Raw genomic sequence first — 19,491 nt, forward strand, 5'->3', positions numbered from 1 at the left:
CCCTACGCCGTGTCGGCTACGCCCTCATCCCACCCGGCCGACGTGATCACACCACCCCGACCGCCGCCCTCGATCTCCACAGCTTCCCCTGACAAACCAGGCAGACCCCCCACATGAAGAAGCCCTGCGTCCCACGTCACGGACCGCCACTCCGGCGAGTCGTCAGACGATCACGATCCGTACACCACGTCGGTGGACTCCACTGCCGAAGGGGATCGAAGTCTCCATCCCGAGTGTTGCCCGCGTCTATGACGCGATCCTCGGCGGTAAGGACAACTTCCCTGTGGACCGAGCCATCGCCGAGCAGCTCGTTGCGTTCGTCCCCGACGGGCGTGAGGCCGCGATCTACAACCGGGCTGTGCTCGGCCGTGGTGTCCGTTACCTGGCGGAGCGGGGAATCCGCCAGTTCATCGATCTCGGTTCCGGCTTGCTGACCGCCCGCAACACGCATCAGGTGGCACAGGAGATCCTCCCCGAGGCCCGGGTCGTTTACGTTGACAACGATCCGATCGCGCTGGCTCATGGCCGGGCCCTACTCGCCGAGAACCAGTACACCACGGTCATCACGGCCGAGGTGCGAGAGCCGGAGGAGATCCTCAGCCACCCCGACCTGCGGTCTCTGATTGACTTCGACCAGCCAGTCGGTCTTCTGATGCTCGGGATCATCCATCACCTGAATGACGAGGAGGACCCGGGCGGTCTGGTTACCCGGTACCGAAATGCGGTGGCTGCCGGCAGCTACCTGTTTCTCACCCATTTCGTCGATCACGGTGCCCAGACCGACGACCTCCAGAAGGCCCTCCTCACGGACCTTGGTACCGGCCGGTTCCGTACCCTGGAGGAAATCACCGCCTACTTTGATGGCCTGGAACTCGTCGAACCCGGTGTCGTCTACAACCCGTTGTGGCGGCCGGATGGTCCGCTTCCCGAAACGCTGCGGATCACCGAGAAGATGATCGGTGGAGGAATCGGTCGCAAATCCTGATAATGAGCACGGTAGGGTCTGTTGCATCGGCGAAGTCGGCCATCGCGGGGCGTCCGATCGGTCATGATCGGTTGATGCGTCGACGTCGTGTCCGTCCACTGGTTCCGGTGTCGGAGTTCGCCGGGTTCCGGTTCCCACCCGAGGTGATCGTGCTTGCTGGTAGCCCCATGTCGTGTTCTCGGTCGCGAGCCGCTCGATCAGCGTGGGGATCTCCGGGTTGATCGGTGGCCGTCCTGCCCGGCGCGGATGGGTCCATTTCCGTGTGACCAGACGGCGGTGCCACCGTAGGACGGTGCCGGGGGTGACCAGCCGGTGCGCTCGCAGCGTCCTGGGGAGAACCCTGATCAGCGCGGCGAGTACCGCCCGGTCCGCCCAGTCCCACCGGGGCTTGGGCTGGGTACGGCGCAGCACCGCGACCTCGTGCCGTAACACGAGCAGCTCGATGTCCTTCGACGCCGACGAACGACCGAAGAGGACAAGCCAGCCGCACACTCGAACGAAGATCAGATAGAGCAGTCGCACGGACATAGCTGACCATCATGCCGACGGTCCCGTACCGTCGTATCAGCCCAGGTCACAGGCCCAGGCCGGTTTCCGGCACCCCACAGGACCCACGACGGCGACGTGCCCGGCTTCCACACGGTGGGCGCGGTCACCGGTGACGGTGGGCGCTCGGCCGTGATCTCCGTCAACGACAACGACAACGACGCCACCCGCCAGGCGGCGTGGAACCTGGTGGACCACGCCCTGTGCCGGGGCGCCTGAGCATCACCGCCGCCGATTCGGACCGCAGCCGGACGAGTTTCTGCCGGTAGGCGCGCACCTGAGGGTCCCGCGGTGGGCGTCCGAGGTCACGAGCGGTTCTGTCCGCTGGTCGGCGTCATCGTGGGCGCGATCACCCACATGGCTACTTGGTTTGTGCAAGGAGGCCATCTACAGGGCATGGCATCCGATTTACCGGTCGATCGCCCGACTTCCATGACATCATCGTCTCGGTCGACCGCACAGCTCGGCGGCCGACCCTTGCTGGGGTTCCGGAGTACGACCCGGGCGCTCGATCATGGATGCCCACGGCCACGGAGGTGCTCTCAGATTGGCGAACAATCAACTTCTGACGACGATACCTGTCGTCGAGTGGTCGGTGACAGCCGGCGGTCCGGCCGACGACGAGAAGTGGCGACTGAGCCGAGCGATCCATGCCGCCTGCGAGCAGAGCGGGTTCTTCTTTCTGCGAAACCACGGCATCCCACCGAGCCTTCTGGAAGCGGTGTACGCGGAGGCGCGTCGATTCTATTCGCAACCACTCGACGACAAGCGACGATTCAGTTGTAGCGCCGACACCGAGTATCTCGGGTATCGCGAGGTGGGGGCCGAGAGGAGCCTCACGCATTCAGGGCGCGAGGCGTGTGAACAGTATCGAATCGGCTACGTCGCCGATCCGCCGGCGGGGGGTTGGGCCGGTCACTACCATCGACCTTTCGGTGCGGCGACTCGACTGCTTGAACGATTGGCGACGATCGGCAACGAAATCCTTTTGTTGAGCGCGCTGGCTCTGAATCTGCCGGCCACGGTCTTCGACCCGTTCATGGAGAAGCCGGTGCATCGTTTGGGCCTCAACCACTATCCCGTCGGTGCCGGCAGCGCCTTGGGGAACCGGGTGCACTACTCGATGACGTCGCACGTCGATCACGCCTTCTTCACGATCTTGACGCAGAACGCGCCGGGTCTCGAAGTCCTGGGGTCCGACGGCCGGTGGATCGACGTCCCCGTTCGCCCTCATGAGCCGCTCGTGTTCCTCGGTGACTACCTCGAGAGATGGACGAACGGCGGGTACCGGGCGACCTATCACCGGGTGCGTGACGTCTCGACGGACCGAATATCGCTCCAGTTCAAGCACCGACCCTCCTACGGCGCGATCATCGAGCCGTCCCAGTTCGTCGACGACGATCACCCATCGCGATATGAGCCGTTCGACACGGGGCGTCAATACGCCGAACTGTTGCGGTCCCTGCTCGGCGTGTAGCGGCCGAGAACTGGCGTTCACACCATGCCTATGTCGGCCTCGTTCGCCCAGCGTCTCCTGCCTCACGTTCATTCGATCGCGCAGGAGTTCGGGACGCCGTTCCACATGTACGACGAGCTCGGGATCCTCGAGAGCGGCCACGAGTTCAACGCGGCATTCTCGGGCCTCGACGGCTTCCGCGAGTTCTACGCCGTCAAGGCGCTCCCCAACCTCCGCATCCTGGAGATCCTCCGAAACGAACTCGGGTTCGGCTTCGACTGCAGCTCGACGGCGGAGCTCGCGATGGCCCGACAACTCGGTGCATCGGGGGAGGACATCATGTTCACCTCCAACAACACGTCCGCCGACGAGTACGAGCAGTCCCTCGATCACGGTGGGTGCATCCTCAACCTCGACGATCTGACCTTCGTCCGCAAGCTCCCGCGCATGCCGGAGCTGATCTGTTTCCGCTACAACCCGGGAACGTCTAACTTCGGGAATTCGATCATCGGGGCGCCCAGATCGGCGAAGTTCGGACTGCGGCACGATCAGGTGATCGCCGCGTACACCGAGGCACGCGCCCGGGGTGCGCGGCGTTTCGGACTGCACGCGATGGTCGTATCGAACGAACGTCGTCACCGCCGGATGGCAGCCATCCTCCAGATGTTGCTCGAGGTCTGCGGCGAGGTCACGGCAGCCACCGGCATCCGGTTCGAGTTCGTCAACGTGGGCGGCGGCATCGCGATCGCCTACCGCCCCGGCGAGCGACCGTTCAAACTGCAGGCGTTCGCCGATCTGGCGGTCCAGCTCCTGGATGCGTTCGAGCGCGAGCACGGATACCGGCCGAAGATGTACATGGAGTGCGGCCGACTCATCACCGGGCCGCACGGGGTCTTGGTCACGCGTGTTCTGAACGTGATGTCGAAGTACCGCTCCTACGTCGGCGTCGATGCCTCGATGTCCGACCTGATGCGCCCGGGGATGTACCGGTCGACGTACAACCACATCACGGTCGTCGATCGCGCCGGCCAGGAGTTGCGCGGGCCTCTCGGCGCCGTCGATGTCGTCGGCTCGCTCTGCGAGAACCGGGACAAGTTCGCGACAGACATTCTGCTGCCACCGGTGCGGGAGAACGACTACGTCGTGATCCACGACACCGGGGCCCACGGGCATTCGATGGGATTCCAGTACAACGGCCGGCTGCGACCTCAGGAGCTCTTGCTCCGGCGCGACGGCAGCGTCGAGCTCATCCGCCGGTCTGAAACTGTGGACGACTATCTCAGGACCCAGCTCGACTTCGAGTCCCGACGGTTCACTCCGGCGGGCGGGTCTCAGAGGTCGAGGTCGATCGTCGCCGCGCCGACGGCGTCCACGGCGTCGGGCTCGAACAGCCGCTCGAGCTGACCGAGCACACCGGACACGTCCCGCGGTGGTGTCGTCGGCGCGAACAGCCCGTCGTGGGCCCATAGTTCGGGGTCGAGCCCGATCGCCCAGGCGTTCAGCCATGGCGCCGCGTCCAACGTCCGCCGCCGCGCCGGCATGGTGTCGTCGACAGCGATGAGGAAGATCGCCAGAGCGACCTCCTCGACGACCGCCATCGTGATCCGGTGGTCGGCGACGAGCTCGTCGATCGTCTTGCCGGCCACGAGGTTGCGCTCGTAGGCCTCCTGGAGGAACGGGATGCTGGCGTAGTCGACGAACACGAAGCGGCGTCCTCGTCGAGCGCGGCCCTCCCACTGCTTGAACAGACGCTTGACCCGCAGGGCGAGCGGGTAAAGGTTTGTGGTCTCCGCACGCACCGCCGCGGACTTGGCGGCATCGAGGTAGATCCCGTTGTAGATCTGCGGCGTGGCCGTCGTCCAGGCCAGCAGCGTGTCCCAGATGAACGAGACCGTCATGATCAGCGGCTCGCCGAAGTACGAGTAGGAGCTGTGGATGTTGTACTCGACCCAGTCGTTCTGGGCGAGGACGAACGAGTTCAGTTCGGCGGCCCGCGTCTCGTCGAACGCGCCGGCTGCGTCCTCCCCGAGCAGTGTGACCACCGCCGTGTTCTCGAAGGCGATCATGTTGGAGCCCGGCGAGTAGAAGGGATCGGCGAACGCGGCGGCTTCGCCGACGCACGCCCACCGGTCGGCGGAGATCGCCAGGCTCGACGTGTAGCTGAAGTCACGCGCGACGACGAAGTCCATGATCTCGTGGCGCGCCACTCCCGCGGCCACGGCGGGCTCGTGGCGCGCCAGCCAGTCGATCGCCCGCTCGAGGGTGTCCATCTCCCCGATAGCCTGCAGGGCACCCGAGGACACGATGCCGACGCTCGTGTTGCCGGACCCGAGCGGGATCAGCCATACCCAGTAGCCCGGCCCCATCAGGTGGTTCGTCGAGAAGTAGCGGACCCGACCCGGGACGCGGGCGTGCCACTCCACCTGGGTGTCGGGGACGAAGTCCTCGATGTCGAGCCGGCCCCGGACCCGGAACCATGCTGCGTTGAACATGCCGTCGGTCTCCCGCTGGAGTCCGAGTTTGCGTTGCAGGAACCGCAACCGGCCCATCGCGTCGACGACCCATCGACACCGAACGGTACGCTCGTTACCGTCGCAGTCACGGAACGCAACCCGGTGCGGTTCCGCCCCGGGGGCGAGCTCGATGTCGAGGACTCTGGCGCCGGTCGCGATCTCGACCCCGGCGGCGACGTTCATCTCGTAGAGATCGTTCTCCAGCACCCCGCGGTCGATCTGGTAGGTGGGGCACCGGCTGAACCTGCTGAGCCCGACCTCGGGCGCCTCCCACAGCGCCCGGTCGGGCGCACCGAAGAAGTAGCGCAGGCCGAGCTTGGGCAGGTGGCGCTGCGCCATGTAGTCGCGCAGCCCGAGCAGCTCGGCGAAGTAGAAGCCGGCGATGTCGACCGTGGACTCACCGACCTTGAACGCCGCCACCGGCACGGGGTACGCCTGGCTGTCGACGACGAGGACAGTGGCGCCCGGGTGGCGCAGCTTGACCTGGCGGGCGAGCGTGGCGCCCGCAAGCCCGCCGCCGCACACGGCGATGTCGTACGTGTCGCACATGTCGACCGCGTCGGCGGGATCGGCGGGATCGCCGGTCGGCCGCGGGAACAATGCCAAGGCTGGGCTCCAAATCGTCAGCGGCTGGGCGGCGACTCGCCGGCGTCTCCGACGAGAGCGCGCGCGGCCAGGTCGAGCTCGAACGCGACGAGCAGGTTGCCCAGGAGGACATCGCCGTCGTCCCCCAGGCGGTGATCGACGCGCACCGCGAGGACGAGGTCGTGCGGGCGCGTCGGATCCACCGGTTCCATCGACACGGTGAGGCAGATCGGGAAGTGCAGTCGATCGTGCACGATCCGCTCGCCACGGAACCGGAGGCGGCCGCCTCCCGCGCGGGCGTGGTGAAAGTGCACGAAGTTGAAGCACGCCGCGACGGCTTCGTCGGGGAGACGATCGGCGATCGGATAGCCGGCGCGAGCGTCGTAACGATCGAGCACGGCTTGGACGTCGCGCGCCTCGGGCAACCCGCGGTCGCGGGCCGCGCACCGCACGGGCAGGACGTTCCAGAAGAGGCCGGTGGCACCGAGCGGGTCGGCCAGGCGCTCCGAGCGGCCGTTGCTGATCACACCGACCGCGAACGTGTCGAGGTGGGCGCTGCGGTGCAGCGCCGCCACGAACGCGCTCAGGCACAGTGCCTTGGGGGACACGGCGAGGGAACGGCTGGCACGGCGAACCCGGGCGGTGAGATCGACGTCGATGATGCGCTCGGCCGGTGCGCCGCGTTGCATCGGCCCCGGCCACGGGCGCGGCAGGGCCGCGAGTGCGTCCAGCTCGGAGGTCCAGAAGCCACCCGCGTCGGGATCTTCGGCGAGCTCGCGCTCGAGTGCGACGAACTGCCGGCGGGAGTCGATCGCGGGGGGCCTGTCGTCGACCGGGAGCCCGGCGACCCGTCGCTCGTAGGCATCGAAGAGCTCGTTCTGGAGCACGATCTGGCTCCAGCCGTCGAGGACAGCGTGGTGGGCGGACAGGTAGATGTCGGCACGGGCGTCCGTGCGCCGGACGACCAGGAATCGGGCGAACGGCGTGTCGGCTCCGATCTCGAAGCCGTTCAGCACGTCGGCCGCCAGGAGCTCGTCGCTCTCAGGGTGGCCCCGCAGGTCGAGGTACCGGGGCATCGCGCCGTCGGGTGCCCGCACGACCTGGGCCAGCCGCCCGGCGCCGGTTCGCCGGATCGTCGTTCGCAATGCCGGGTGACGGTGGACGAGTGTCTGCACGGCACGGCACAGGGTGTCGATGTCGAGGGCGTCGTCCTCGACGAGCCAGCGCGAAACGCAGTGGTACGCGCCTTCGTCGCGGAGCGACTCGTAGCGGTCGACCATCACCTGCTGCATCGCCGACAGCGGATAGGCGGACTCGGCGCCTGGTGGCAGCTCCGCCAGCTCCGAGGCGCTGAGAACGGCGAGCTCGGCATCGATCCCGTCCGGCGGGCGGTCGCCGCGCTCGGCGAGCGCGGCGGCGAGCGCACGGATGGTGCGGTGCTCGATGACGTCGTGCGTGGCCACGTCCAGTCCCGCCTGGCGCGCCTGGTGGACCGCACGGATCACGCGGATCGAGTCGCCCCCGAGGAGGAAGAAGTCGTCCTCGACGCTGACCTGCTCGACCTCTAGGGCGTCGGCCCAGAACGCCGCGAGCTGCGCCTCGAGCTCGTTGGCCGGCGCGGTTGTGGCCCGCTGGCGGTTGCGGGCGGCGTGGTGGAACTCGACGAGCCCGGGACGGTCGACCTTGCCGTGTTCGTTGCGGGGCAGCGTCGCCATGACGTGGATCGCTGCCGGCATCATGTAGGGAGGCAGCCGGTGGGCGAGCTCGCCGCGCAGCCGTGCCGCGAGCGCGCCGGACGCATCCTCCGTCGCGGCCTCCGGCGCGGCGACGCAGGCGACGAGCTGCGCAGCCGCCGGGTCGAACACTGCCACGGCGTCGGTCACCTCGCTGTCGTCCAGCAGGATGTGCTCGATCTCGCCGGGCTCCACGCGGTAGCCACGGATCTTCACCTGGTGGTCGCGCCGCCCGACGAGGACGAGCTCACCGCGATCGTTCCACGCGCCGAGATCTCCGCTGCGATACAGCACCGGATGCGGGGAGAACGGGTTGGCGACGAACGGGTCCGCAACGGGCGCGGTGCCGCGGTAGCCGCGCGCCACCCCGCAGCCGGCGATGGCGATCTCGCCGATCGCGTTGCGGGGAAGGAGACGGAGGTCGGCGTCGACGACGTAGACCTCCTTGTTGGCGCGCGGCAGCCCGATCGGCACGGTCGCCGACGGGCTGTCGGGATCGAAGCGATGGAGGGTCGTGTTGACGCACGCCTCGGTGGGGCCGTAGCCGTTGAAGACCGTCGCTGACCGAGCGAAGCGGGTCGCATCGCGGCGTCGGGCGGTCTCGGCCGCGGACACGACCACCCGCAACGTCGTCAGGCGGCCGGCGTCGAGCAGCGCCAGGTACGACGGTGTCATGGTCGTGACGGTGACACCCTCGGCCACCATCATGTCCTCGAGTCGTCGCGGGTCGAGCAGCGTTGCGGCGTCCGGCAGCACGAGCGCGGCGCCGGCCAGCAGGGTCATACCGATGTCGAGCAGCGATCCGTCGAACGACAGCGACATGAACTGGAGATAGCGGTCGCCCGCCGCCAGGCCCAGCTCACGGACGTGGTCGAGACAGACGTTGACGAGCCCTTCGTGGTCCAGCTCGACGGGCTTCGGCCGTCCTGCCGATCCCGACGTCGAGATGATGGCGGCGACGTCGGTGCCGCCGCGGTCGTCCAGGCCCGACGACGACGGTGCCGGTGGCAGGGTCGGGACCTGCAGGTCGACGCAGCACGCGGGCAGTTCGGGGACTTCGAGGGCGCGCCCGAGCTGGGCGGAGTGTACGAGCAGCGCGCGGGCGCCGGTGGCGTCGACGAGTGCTCGCAGCCGCGCCGTCGGCGTTGCCGGGTCGACCGGCAGGTAGACGCCACCGGCGAAGAGGGTCGCGATGAGCGCCACGACGGTGTCGGCGGTGCGCGTCACGACCGTCGCCACCGGCGTTCCGGGGAGGACCCCGAGCTCGGCTCGCAGGTGGTGGGCGAGCCGCTCGCCGCGATCGACGAGCTCGCCGTACGAGACCACCTGGCCGTCCGCCGCGACGACCGCGGGCGCGGTGGGCGTCGCCGCGCCCGCGGCGCGCAGCCGCGCGGTGAGCGAGCCACCGAGTAACGCCGGTTCGCGGGTGTCGGTGAAGGCGATGAGCTGCTCAAGCTCGTCGTCGGTGAGGACGGCGAGGTCGCCCAGGTCGCCGTTGGGCGCATCGAACTGGTGCAGGATCCCGTTGATGTGCCCGCCGGTGCGGTCGAGGAACTCGGCGGGGAACATGCCCCTGAGGTCCTCGATGTCGAGGCTGCCCGCCGCCGGGTCAATGCGGATCATGACCTCGGTGTCGGCGGTCGGTGCCGGCTCGGCGTGCAACCCGGCGGTGGTGACCAGGATCGTGGCCGTGGCCTCGACGGCGCCCTGCGCCCACAGCTGGCCAACCGGATAGCCCTGCGCGGCGTAACTGCGAGCGACCGTGTCCCGGACGTGCTCGAGCAGGTTCCGCAGGGTGCCCGGCCGCGGCACCCTGAAGACGAGCGGTACGGTGGCCGCCGACCGGTACCGGCTCGGCGCGTGCCGCAGGAGTGGCGACTCGATCCAGATCACGTCGCGGCCGGTCGTCCGGTGGAGCAGGGCGACCACCGCGGCGAGCACGACGACGAACTCGCCGAGCGGTTGGTTTCGCCCGATGCGCCCGACGATGCGACGCGAGTCGGCGTCGAGACCGAGCCGGTGACGCGAGCCGGGCACCCCGGCCGCGTCGAACACGAAGTGCTCGGACCACCGCAGCAGATCGCTCGGCGCGACCATCGCGCCGAGCCAGAATGACCGGTCGGCGTCGGCGCCCGGCGCGTGCAACGCCTCCAGGCGGGTGGGAGGGCCGCCGCCGATGCCCGCCGGCGGGTCGTCGGGCGACGGGACGCGGGGTGTGGTCACGGCCAGCGCAGCTCCTTGTGCCCGTACAGCCGCTCGGCGACGAGACCCCGGCGCCGGCACTCGGCCACGAAATGATCGGACTCCACCGTCGCCGCCGAGGCACCGCCCTCGTCGAGACCGAGCAGATGTGCGAGCCACGGCTCGGCGCCCATCGCATAGACGTAGACCTCGTCGGCGTTGAACCGTTCGATGAGGTCGATGGCCTCGACGCTGTTCGACGCCCGGCCGCGCCGGGTCGCGTCGTGGTCGCGGTCGAGGGGGCGCGAGAAGTAGGGCCCGTACACCCAGCTCGCCGGTGCTCCGATGCACTCCATGCCCTGGAGCACGACGTCGGCGTCGCCGACGAGCGCGTGGGCGCGCGCGTACACGGGAGGGTCGACGTTCGCGGAGTCAGCGGCGACCAGGAACGACCGGCCCGCCATGCGGATGTGGTACCCCGCCCTCGTCGCGATGTCGAGGTCGTGGTGCTCCCCGACGAACGGGACGGCCGTCACCACTCCGCTGTTCAGCGGGATCTGCTCGAATGCCCGGACCTCGATCACCCGATCGAATCCGAGGTGCTCGATTGCCCGGCGCAGCGACGGGTCCACGAGATTGCCCGCGTCGTTGGCGGGTACGACGACGGTTCCCACGCGATGGCGGATCTGCAGCAGCGTCTCGGGCACCACGTGGTCGTGGTGGGCGTGGGTGATGAGCACGTAGTCGATGTGCGGGGGCAGGTCGGCGTAGCCCGCGTGGGGTGGGACACCGGGTTCGTCGTAGGCGATCACGGGGTCGACGAGGACGCTTGAGTCGCCGTCCTCGAACAGCAGGCAGGCATGGCCGAAGTAGGTGACGCGTCCGCCGCCGCGTGGGGGCGGACCGGCGGCCCGGGCGGGCGGTCCGAGCGGCGTTGGTGGGGTGTCGGTGAACAGCGCGGCGAACCGGTCGGTCGCGGGCGAGCTCGGCGCGAGACCGAGGCGGGCGGACAGCGCGGCCACATCGGTGGGCTCGGTGCGGGCTCGGAACAGCGCGTCGAGCGCGGGCGCGTGGAACGGCACGGCGACGTCGACCGCCGTGTCGTCGTCGTCATCGACGACGGCGAGGCGCGGCGTGGACATGACGAACGGCCGAGTACGGCCCCGGTCCAGCCGGACGCACTGCCGTGAGGTGTCCCACAGCGGACTGGCGTACATCAACTCCTCGCGGACGCGGACGTCCGGTCGGTGATGGCGGTCGTACGTCAGCTCGACCAGCCCTCGCAACGCCTCGGGGACGCACTGATACCAGGGGTCGAGGGGCTCGCCGGTGGCGCGCTCGCCGAGCATCCGGTCGAGCGCGCGCAACGTGTCGACAAGTTCGATCTGCCCGGCGGCCCGAGCCTGGGTCGTGTCGAGCAGGTCGGCGACCTCCCGCACATGACCGCCACCGAGGTCGAGGAACGGTCCGCTCCGCGTCGCCGAGTCGGCGGCGGCCGCGGCGTGGAGTGCCGGCGACCGAACGTAGGAGGCCATCATCCGCAGGTGCCGATCGACGACGTGGAAGGCCGCGGTCGCCGGCGTCAGCAGTTGGATCCACGCGTACCAGCGATCGACTAACGGCTCGACGACGACGTCGCCGGCGAGGTACCGCGGGTCCGGGTCGGTCACCGGACCCCTCAGCCGGCCATCTCGAGGTCATCCAACGCCGTCGTGATCTCGTCGGTGCCGCCGAGCACGAAGTAGTGCTGCTGGAGCCGGAAGCTGTCGACGGGGCCGGCCAGCACGGTGTCCAGGTCGAAGCGGGGTGCCAGTGCACCGGGCGCGAGGGCTCGCGCGAGCTCGCTCGCCGACGACAGGATCGCGCCACCGATCGCCTTGCGTTGCTCGCCGTGCTGGACGAGCCCGACCTCCAGCGTCGCCCACAGCAAGCGCTGGAGTTGTTCGACGAATACCGGATCGTCGGCGCGCCGGGAACCCAGACGGCCGAACCGGTGGTACAGGTCGGCCGTCCGCGGGTTGGCGAGGTAAGGCCCGTGGCCGAACAGGTCGTGGAACAGGTCGGGCAACTCGGCGAACGCGAGTTCGTCCCGCCGCCGCATCGCGACCGTCACGGGAAAGCGCCGATCGGCGAGTAAGCCGAAGAACGTCGCACCGTCGACCATCCCGCCGGCTCCGACGAATCGCCAGTCACCGTGGACGGCCATCCCGTCGTTCACCGCGTCGAGGTCGGGCACGTGGTCGGCGGGCAGGCCCAGACGGTCGAGGCCGTCGAGGTAGTCGTCCACCGCGCTCGCCGCGACGAGCGGCGCTTGCTGGCGATGCAACAGCGACCACACGAGGTGATCGTCCGGACGGTATCGCTCGGCGGTTCGCGTCACTAGCTGTGCTGCCATCGACACTCCCTCGGCGACCGGCGGACCGACGGTCAAGTTAGGTCATCGTACGACTACGCTCGGGCTCGCCGTGGCGGTTCGTCAGAGGTCGAGGTCGATCGGCAGGTGCCGAGCGCCCGACCAGCGCTCGGCGGCGATCTCGGAGATCGGGGCGGCCGGTCGTTCGACGAACCGGCGGAGCAGCGCCACGAAGAGCTCGGCGAGGTCGCGCACCTCTTGCTCGTCGCAGGTCGACCGCTGGGCGGTCAGCTCGACGGACAGTCCCGCGGAGTCCTCCCGGACGTCGAACCACAGCGGCGTGTGGGCGTCGTCGACTGCCGTCGCCGGCCGGGTCAGCCCGGCGAGCCATGCCGCGCGCTCCTGCGACTGCAACGTGAGGCCGACCTGTGCAAGCGGTCGATCGGCCGGCCGACCGAGACGGCGGGCGATGTCACCCGGTGGTGTCAGCCGCCGGTCGAAGGCATCGATCGCGCGACCTCGCACAGAGCCGATCAGCTCGGCGAAGGAGCCTGCCGGGTCGATCCGGTCGCGCACCGTCACCATGTTGAGGTGAGGGCCGAGTTGGCCGTCGAGCGTCGCCAGCCCGCGTAGCGACACCGGCGAGCAGACGGCGACGTCGGGCTCGCCGGTGGTGACGAAGTGGAACACCGCGACGGCTGCGTGCAGCCCCATGAAGAGCGTGGCCGACGCGTCGCTGCACACTCCTCGCAGGCCGGCCGCCAGCGCCGCATCGACACGGGCGCCGGTGCGCCAACCGGCGAACGAGTGCGGACCGGCCGCGTCACCCGGGGGCAGACCGCGCAGCGTGCCCGCCCACCACTCGACGTCGCTCGCCCCGCGCTCGGTCCCCGACCAGGCGGCGTGCCAGGCGGCGAAGTCGCGAAACTGCCGCCGGGGAGGAGCCAGCGGGCCCGCGCCCTCGCGACGGGCGGCGAACCGTCGGCGCCACGCGCTCGCGAAGACGTCGAACGACTCCCCGTCCCACACGATGTGGTGCGCGACGAGGAGGCCGACCGTGCGGTCCGGCGGCATCCGCACGACGCGCAGGCGCAGGAGCGGCCCACTCGTCACCGACAGAGGCTGGTGCTCGTCGTGTTCCTGGAGAGCCTGCAGTTCGGCGCCCGCGTCGGCACGGTCGCTGAGGTCACTGAACGCGAGCACGCTGATGCCCGTCCCGTCGGAGTGCACCCGTTGCCGTGGCTGGCCGTCGACCAGCGGGAACGTGGTGCGCAGGACCTCGAAGCCGGCGACGAGGTCGGCGAACGTCGCCTCGGCGATCGCCGGATCCCACGGTGTGCCCAGGTCGATCACCTCGGCGGTCCGTGGGCTCGCCGGGTCGCGGTACTGCTCGAGCAGCCAGATCTCGTGCTGCAACGGTGAGACGGGATGATGGCGCGCCGGGAGCGTCATCGCGACGAGATCGTGCCCGGCTGCCGCGGCCGGTGCCGCCTCTCGGCCCGAGCGGACTCTGACGGCGTGGGCGAGGTCGCCGAGGCGCGGGTGCGTGAACACGTCCTCGACCGTCATCGTCACGCCGAGTGCCTCGTCGATCCGGGCGACCAGCACGACGGCGAGCAGCGAGTGGCCGCCGGCCGCGAAGAAGTCGTCGTCGGCTCCGAGGTCCTGGCGTCCCAGCAGCGACCGGCAGACCTCCTGGACCACGCCCGCCACGTCGTCGTCGCCCGTGGGAGCGCTGGCGGGTGCACTCGGCTCGGCATCGAGCGCGGCGAGCGCGCGCACGTCGACCTTGCCGCTCGGCGCGAGCGGCCAGTCGGGCGCCACCACAAACCGTCCCGGAACCATGTAGTCCGGCAGGAGTTCGTGGAGGCGTCGTCGCAGCTCGTCCACACAGCCGGCGTCGTCGGGGCGCAGGAACGCGACGATCGTCGGGCCGGAGCCGTCGGTGACCGTCACGGCGACGTCCCGCGTGAGCAGACCCGTCGAGAGCATCACCTCGCGGATCCCGTCGAGCTCGACCCGGAAGCCGCGGACCTTCACCTGGCGGTCGGCCCGGCCGGCATGCACAAGCTCGCCGAGCGGCGTGCGCCAGGCCAGGTCGCCGGTTCGGTAGCTGCGCACCTCGCGGCCGGGTCCGGCGGCGGTGCCGAACGCGGAAGCCGTCGCCTCGGGACGGCCCAGGTAGCCGCGGGCGACGGACGCACCGCACACGACGATCTCGCCGATCACGCCGGGCCCGACCGGCGCGCCGAGCTCGTCGACGACATCGAGCCGCTGGTTTCCGAGCGGTCGTCCGACGTTGCCGGCCTCGTCGTCGGGACCCGGGAGCCCGCTTGTCACGTGAAACGACGAGAAGATCGTCGCCTCGGTGACGCCGTAGCCGTTGACCACGTGGCAGTCAGGATGGCGGGCCAGGAACTCGCGGATGCGGAGCGGGTTGACCTGCTCGCCGCCGAAGATCAGGTACCGCAGGGACTCCCCGGCAGCCGGCCGGCGGATCAGCTCGGGCGCCACTCCCTCGAACACGGTCGGCACCTGGCAGAGCACGCTGACGCGGTGCTGCTCGAGGAGCGTCACGAGCAGCCGCGGGTCCCTCGTCGCATCGGTCGGCACGACGACGAGGTGGGCGCCCCGTGACAGCGGGACGTACGTCTCCCAGACGGAGAAGTCGAAACCGATCGAATGGAACAGCGTCCACACGTCGTCCTCGCCGAGCGTCAACCGCTCGCCGGCCACCCGCAGCAGCGAGACGATGTTGCCGTGCTCGACGAGGACGGCCTTCGGCCGACCCGTCGTGCCGGAGGTGTAGATGACGTATGCGAGGTCGCTGGGCCGGTTGATCCGGGGCATGGGTCCGGGTCTGTCGCCGTCGTCGGCGAGCACGATGTCGACCACGTCGTCGAGGACGAGGACGGCGCGAGCCCCGGCGCCCGCCGCGGCCGCGTCGTGACGGCGCTCGACCACGACGACGGAGGGGCGGCTGTCGTCGAGGATGAAGCGACGGCGCTCGGGCGGGTCGTTCGGATCGATCCCGAGAAAGGCGCCGCCCGCCTTGAGGATGGCGAGCTGGACGATGACCATCCACTCGGAGCGGTGCAGGGCCGTGGCCACGATGTGCTCGGGGCCGACGCCGTACCGGTGGCGCAGGTGGCGGGCGAGGCGCGTTGCCCGGGCGTCGAGCTCGCGGTAGGTCGCCGTGCGCCCGGCACAGGTGAGGGCGGGACGGTCGGGAGAGCGCCGTGCCGCGGCCTCGACGTGCTCGTGCAGCAGCCCTGGCGACTGCGGCGCCGTGGTGGCGACGACTTCGGTAACCGTGGCGTCGAGCGCGTCGAGCGCGTCGAGCGCGTCGAGCGCGTCGAGCGAGACGTCCGCGTTCCGGCTGAGGCGCTCGAGCGTCGCCTGGAGTAATTCGCACTTCATCGCGACGCGCGCGGGCGTGAAAAGATCACGGTCGTGCTCGATCTCGCCGCGCAGACCGCCGTCGTGCTCGGTGAACGTGACGATCATGTCGAGCTTCCCCATGCGCGCGTCGACGTCGAGGACACGGGCACCGGTGACCTCAACGGCCGGCTCCACCGCCATGCCCGGCACGTTCTGGAGCACGAGCATCACGTCGAACAGCGGCGAGCGAGCGGGCGCGCGCTCGGGCGCCAGCTCGCTGACGAGCAGGTCCAGCGGATACGCGTCGTGGTCGAGCGCGCGGCCGACGACGTCGCGGACTGTCCGCAGGAGCTGCCGACCGGTCTCGGAGGGATCGAGCCGGGCGCGTAGCGGCAGGCTGTTGACCAAGGAGCCGAGCAGATCCTCGAGCTCCACCCGCCTGCGGCCGGCCACCGGCGTGCCGACGACGATGTCGCGTTGCCTGGTGAGAGCGTGCAGCCAGCTGTACACCGCCGTCAGCAGCACCCCGAACAGCGTCGCCTGCTCGGCGCGTGCGAGCTCACGCAGGCGGCGTGTCGCGGCGGCGCTCACCTCGAAGCGAACCGTGCCGACGCGATGCGACCGGTCGGGACGGCGCGGGGCGTCGAGAGGCAGGCTGAGCGGTGCGAGCGTAGGTGCCAGCTCGCGCCGCCAGAAGCGTCGCGAGCGCTCGCCGGCCGCGCTGGCCAGCATGTGCTGTTCCCACACCGCGAAGTCGCGGTACTGGAGCGGGGGCGGCGGGAGCGGGCCGGCGTCGCCGCGCGCATGCGCCCGGGCGCGCTCGAAGAGCTCGCCGAAGAAGATCGACAAGGACCACCCGTCCATCACGATGTGGTGGGCGGCCAGGTAGACGATCGACTCGTCCGCGCCACCGCGGGATCGGCGGTCGGGCCGGATGAGGCCGACCCGCAGCAGCGGTCCCCTGGCGAGGTCGAACGGTGCCCGCCCGGCCTGCTCGAGCACGTCGCGGGTCGCGCCGTCGGGGTGGACGGTGAGCGTGACGGCGCCGGTCGCGGCGACGCGCTGCCGCAGTTCGCCGTCCTCCAAGTGGAACGTCGTGCGCAGGATCTCGTGCCGCCCGACCAGGTCGGCGACCGCCGCGCTCAGCCCCGCCGTGTCGACCGAGCCCGGGACGGCCAGCGCGGCCACGACGTGATACGCCTCGGACGCCCCGTCGAACTGGCTGACGATCCAGTGCCGCCGCTGGCTGTGTGACGCCGGGTAGGAGGCGGCATCGGCGACGGGCACGATCTGCGGCCCCGCATCCGGTTGGTCGCCGCGCTGGTGGCTCTCGATCAGCGCGGCCAGACCCCGCACTGTCGGGTTGTCCAGCACCGCCGAGACGCGCAGATCGACGCCGTGCCGGCCGAGCAGGCGGGCCGCGAAGCGGGCGGCAGACAACGAGTCCGCGCCGCGGTCGAACACGTCGGCGTCGGGCGGGAGGTCGATGGGGCCGAGTAGCTCCTGCCAGATCTCGGTGACCGTTCGCTCGGTCGGCGACGCGTCCACGTCCGTCCGAGCGTGGACGCGCGTTCGCCTGCTGGCAGCGATCACGGCGAGCGCGTCGACGTCGAGCTTGTCGTGGGCGGTGACCGGGAGCTCGGCGACGACGTGGATCTCGTCGGGGACGAGCGAGGCACCGACAGCTGCTCGCACCGTAGCTCGCAGCGCCGTCACACCGGGCGCGTCGGCGCCCACCGCGACGGTGACGAACGCGGCGACGCGCGTTCGTCCGTCGTGTTCGTCGGCGTCGGCGTCGGGGCGTGCGGGGATGGCCCGCACGACGGCGCCGCGGACGGCGCGATGAGCGCGCAGCGCCGCCTCGATCTCCCCCGGCTCGAACCGCGTGCCGCGGATCTTTAACCGGTCGTCGAACCGACCGAGGAACTCGAGCTGGTCGTCCGGACGCCACCGGGCCCGATCGCCGCTGCGGTACAGGCGACGCGTGCCGCCGGCGGGGCGCGTGACGAAGCGCCGGGCGGTGAGCTCGGGGTCGAGGTACCGGGCCGCGAGACACCGGCCGCCGGCGTGCAGCTCGCCCGCCGCGCCGATCGGCATGAACCGGCCACGCCGATCGAGGACCGCCACCCCGACGTTGTCGATCGGGCGGCCCACGGGCACCCGCCTGCCGGACGGTGTGCCGGTGCACACGAACGCGGTCACGTCCACCGTGACCTCGGTGGCGCCCCAGCCGTTGACGAGCCGGGTGCCGCTGCGGCGTCCGAGCAGCTCGTCGAAGCGTTCGGCAACCCACGGGTCGAGCGTCTCGGCGCCGGCCAGCACCCACCGCAGCGAGCTGACCGCCCCAGCCCGCCCGGCGGCCTCGGCGTACTCGAGCAATGCGATCAAGGGCGAAGGGACCAGGTCGACGATCGTGACGCCGTGGCGCTCGATGGCATCGGTGACGAGTGCCGGATCGCGCTCCGCGCCGGCAGGAAGGAAGCACACGCGGCCGCCGACCGGCAACAACCGGAACATCTCGCAGATCGCCGGGTCGAACGAAACGGCGGTGCGCTGGAGGGACACGTCGTCGCTCCCGAGCTGGCGATTCTCAATCAGCCACAGCTGACGGTTCACGAACGACTCATGCCGGATCAGTACGCCCTTGGGCTCTCCGCTCGATCCTGACGTGAACGTGAGATAGGCCGGATCGGTGCCCGTGATGTCGAGTGGCGGCATGTCCTCGTGACCGTTGCTCGACGAGGCCACGGTCACGATCGTGCGGTGCGCGCCGGGCGCGATCGCCCCGGCGGTTTCCGGCGCCGTCACGATCGCCCGCGCTCCGGACAGGTCGAGCAGGCGTTCGCGCCGGGTCGCCGCCTGTGTGACGTCGACGAGCATGAACACGCCGCCGGCCTTGAGGACGCCGAGCGTGGCGACGAGCAGCGCGCAGGAGCGCGCGACCGCGACCGCGACCACGTCGCCGCGCCGCACGCCGGCGGCGCGCAGGGCGGCGGCCGTGCGGTCGGCACGCCGACCGAGCTCGCCGTACGTCACGCGCTCCGCCGGGCACACGGCGGCGAGGCGGTCCGGCGAGCGGCGCGCTTGGCGCTCGAACAGGCCGTGCATCGTGGCATCGGCGGGCAGGTCGACGGCCGTGCCTTCGAGCCACGCCTCCTGGATGTGCACCTCGGCGGGCGACAGCAGGGCGGCGTCGGCGACAGCGCTCGTCGGAGCCGACAGCGCCACGGCCAGCAGGCGTTCGTAGTGGCCGATCAGCGCGGTTGCCTCGCTCGGAGCGACCTGCGCCCGGCGGTGAGCGACGGTCAGCTCGACGGTGCTGTCGCCGGGCACGAGCAGCAGATGGACGTCGCCGCGCCAGCCGGGGGGTGGGCCGAGGTCGGTCCGGTCGGCGAGCGTGCACGCGAGGTCGAGGTCGCCGCTGCCGAGCGGCCGGCCGGCCGGCGGCGTGGGCTGCGGCCGCGCGACCCGCTCGACGAGCGCGACCTGCTCGACGAGTTCGGCGAAGGTGGTCGCCGCGTCGATGGCCGTGGACACCGAGCAGTCGTCGCATCGGGCGCCGACGCGCACGCTCAGGGGGACCGTGACGTCGTCGCGGTCGTGGTAACGATGCACGAGTGCCGCCACGGCTGCCACCGCCACGGTGCCGAGATCGAACGCGGCCATCGGGCCGGATTGGCGCGCCGGGATCTGCGCGACGACACGTTCCCATTCCGGGGTCGCGGCTGGCACGGTCATCAGCTCGTCGCCTTTGCTTG

The 19,491-nt window shown here is 70.4% G+C and carries 9 protein-coding genes and 1 pseudogene; 5 read left to right on the plus strand and 5 right to left on the minus strand.

Annotation, left to right across the window (positions count from 1 at the left end; genetic code table 11):
* Positions 1-214: 214 nt before the first annotated feature.
* From AC6EXY_RS21785 to AC6EXY_RS21805, 5 genes and pseudogenes are all read left to right on the plus strand, one after another.
* Positions 215-985, plus strand: coding sequence for an SAM-dependent methyltransferase (locus AC6EXY_RS21785; protein WP_499817910.1), 771 nt, complete (start codon positions 215-217; stop codon positions 983-985).
* Positions 986-1,059: 74 nt separating this feature from the next.
* A pseudogene (locus AC6EXY_RS21790) lies at positions 1,060-1,143 on the plus strand (IS6 family transposase); the annotation flags it as partial.
* Positions 1,144-1,609: 466 nt separating this feature from the next.
* Positions 1,610-1,750 (plus strand): hypothetical protein, encoded by a 141-nt coding sequence (locus tag AC6EXY_RS21795; RefSeq protein WP_165818171.1) that lies wholly within the window; start codon positions 1,610-1,612, stop codon positions 1,748-1,750.
* Positions 1,751-2,078: 328 nt separating this feature from the next.
* Positions 2,079-3,008: a 2-oxoglutarate and iron-dependent oxygenase domain-containing protein gene (locus AC6EXY_RS21800; RefSeq protein WP_165818172.1), complete on the plus strand. Its 930-nt coding sequence runs from the start codon at positions 2,079-2,081 to the stop codon at positions 3,006-3,008.
* A 24-nt stretch (positions 3,009-3,032) separates the two neighbouring features.
* Entirely contained in the window at positions 3,033-4,391 is a 1,359-nt protein-coding gene (locus AC6EXY_RS21805; RefSeq protein WP_101829554.1) for a diaminopimelate decarboxylase family protein, read from the plus strand.
* Here AC6EXY_RS21805 and AC6EXY_RS21810 read toward each other — a convergent pair.
* The 5 genes from AC6EXY_RS21810 to AC6EXY_RS21830 form a co-directional block, all read right to left on the minus strand.
* On the minus strand, positions 4,319-6,106 hold the full coding sequence (locus AC6EXY_RS21810) for an NAD(P)/FAD-dependent oxidoreductase (protein ID WP_133150526.1): 1,788 nt from the start codon (positions 6,104-6,106) through the stop codon (positions 4,319-4,321). The two genes, AC6EXY_RS21805 and AC6EXY_RS21810, sit on opposite strands and share 73 nt — an antisense overlap.
* Positions 6,107-6,123: 17 nt before the next feature.
* On the minus strand, positions 6,124-10,041 hold the full coding sequence (locus AC6EXY_RS21815; RefSeq protein WP_499817892.1) for a non-ribosomal peptide synthetase: 3,918 nt from the start codon (positions 10,039-10,041) through the stop codon (positions 6,124-6,126).
* Complete coding sequence (locus AC6EXY_RS21820; RefSeq protein WP_499817893.1) at positions 10,038-11,669, minus strand: MBL fold metallo-hydrolase; 1,632 nt, start codon at positions 11,667-11,669, stop codon at positions 10,038-10,040. The genes AC6EXY_RS21815 and AC6EXY_RS21820 overlap by 4 nt, the downstream gene beginning before the upstream one ends.
* Positions 11,670-11,677: 8 nt before the next feature.
* Entirely contained in the window at positions 11,678-12,394 is a 717-nt protein-coding gene (locus tag AC6EXY_RS21825; RefSeq protein ID WP_133150527.1) for a phenylalanine 4-monooxygenase, read from the minus strand.
* 81 nt (positions 12,395-12,475) lie between these two features.
* Positions 12,476-19,471, minus strand: coding sequence for an amino acid adenylation domain-containing protein (locus AC6EXY_RS21830; RefSeq protein WP_499817894.1), 6,996 nt, complete (start codon positions 19,469-19,471; stop codon positions 12,476-12,478).
* Positions 19,472-19,491 lie beyond the last annotated feature (20 nt).

The organism is Frankia sp. RB5, assembly GCF_059816245.1.

Excerpts from the sequence above, each read along its gene's own strand:
- AC6EXY_RS21805 (WP_101829554.1), top strand. The coding sequence starts at position 3,033 with ATGCCTATGTCGGCCTCGTTCGCCCAGCGTCTCCTGCCTCACGTTCAT.
- AC6EXY_RS21825 (WP_133150527.1), bottom strand. The coding sequence starts at position 12,394 with ATGGCAGCACAGCTAGTGACGCGAACCGCCGAGCGATACCGTCCGGAC.
- AC6EXY_RS21830 (WP_499817894.1), bottom strand. The coding sequence starts at position 19,471 with ATGACCGTGCCAGCCGCGACCCCGGAATGGGAACGTGTCGTCGCGCAG.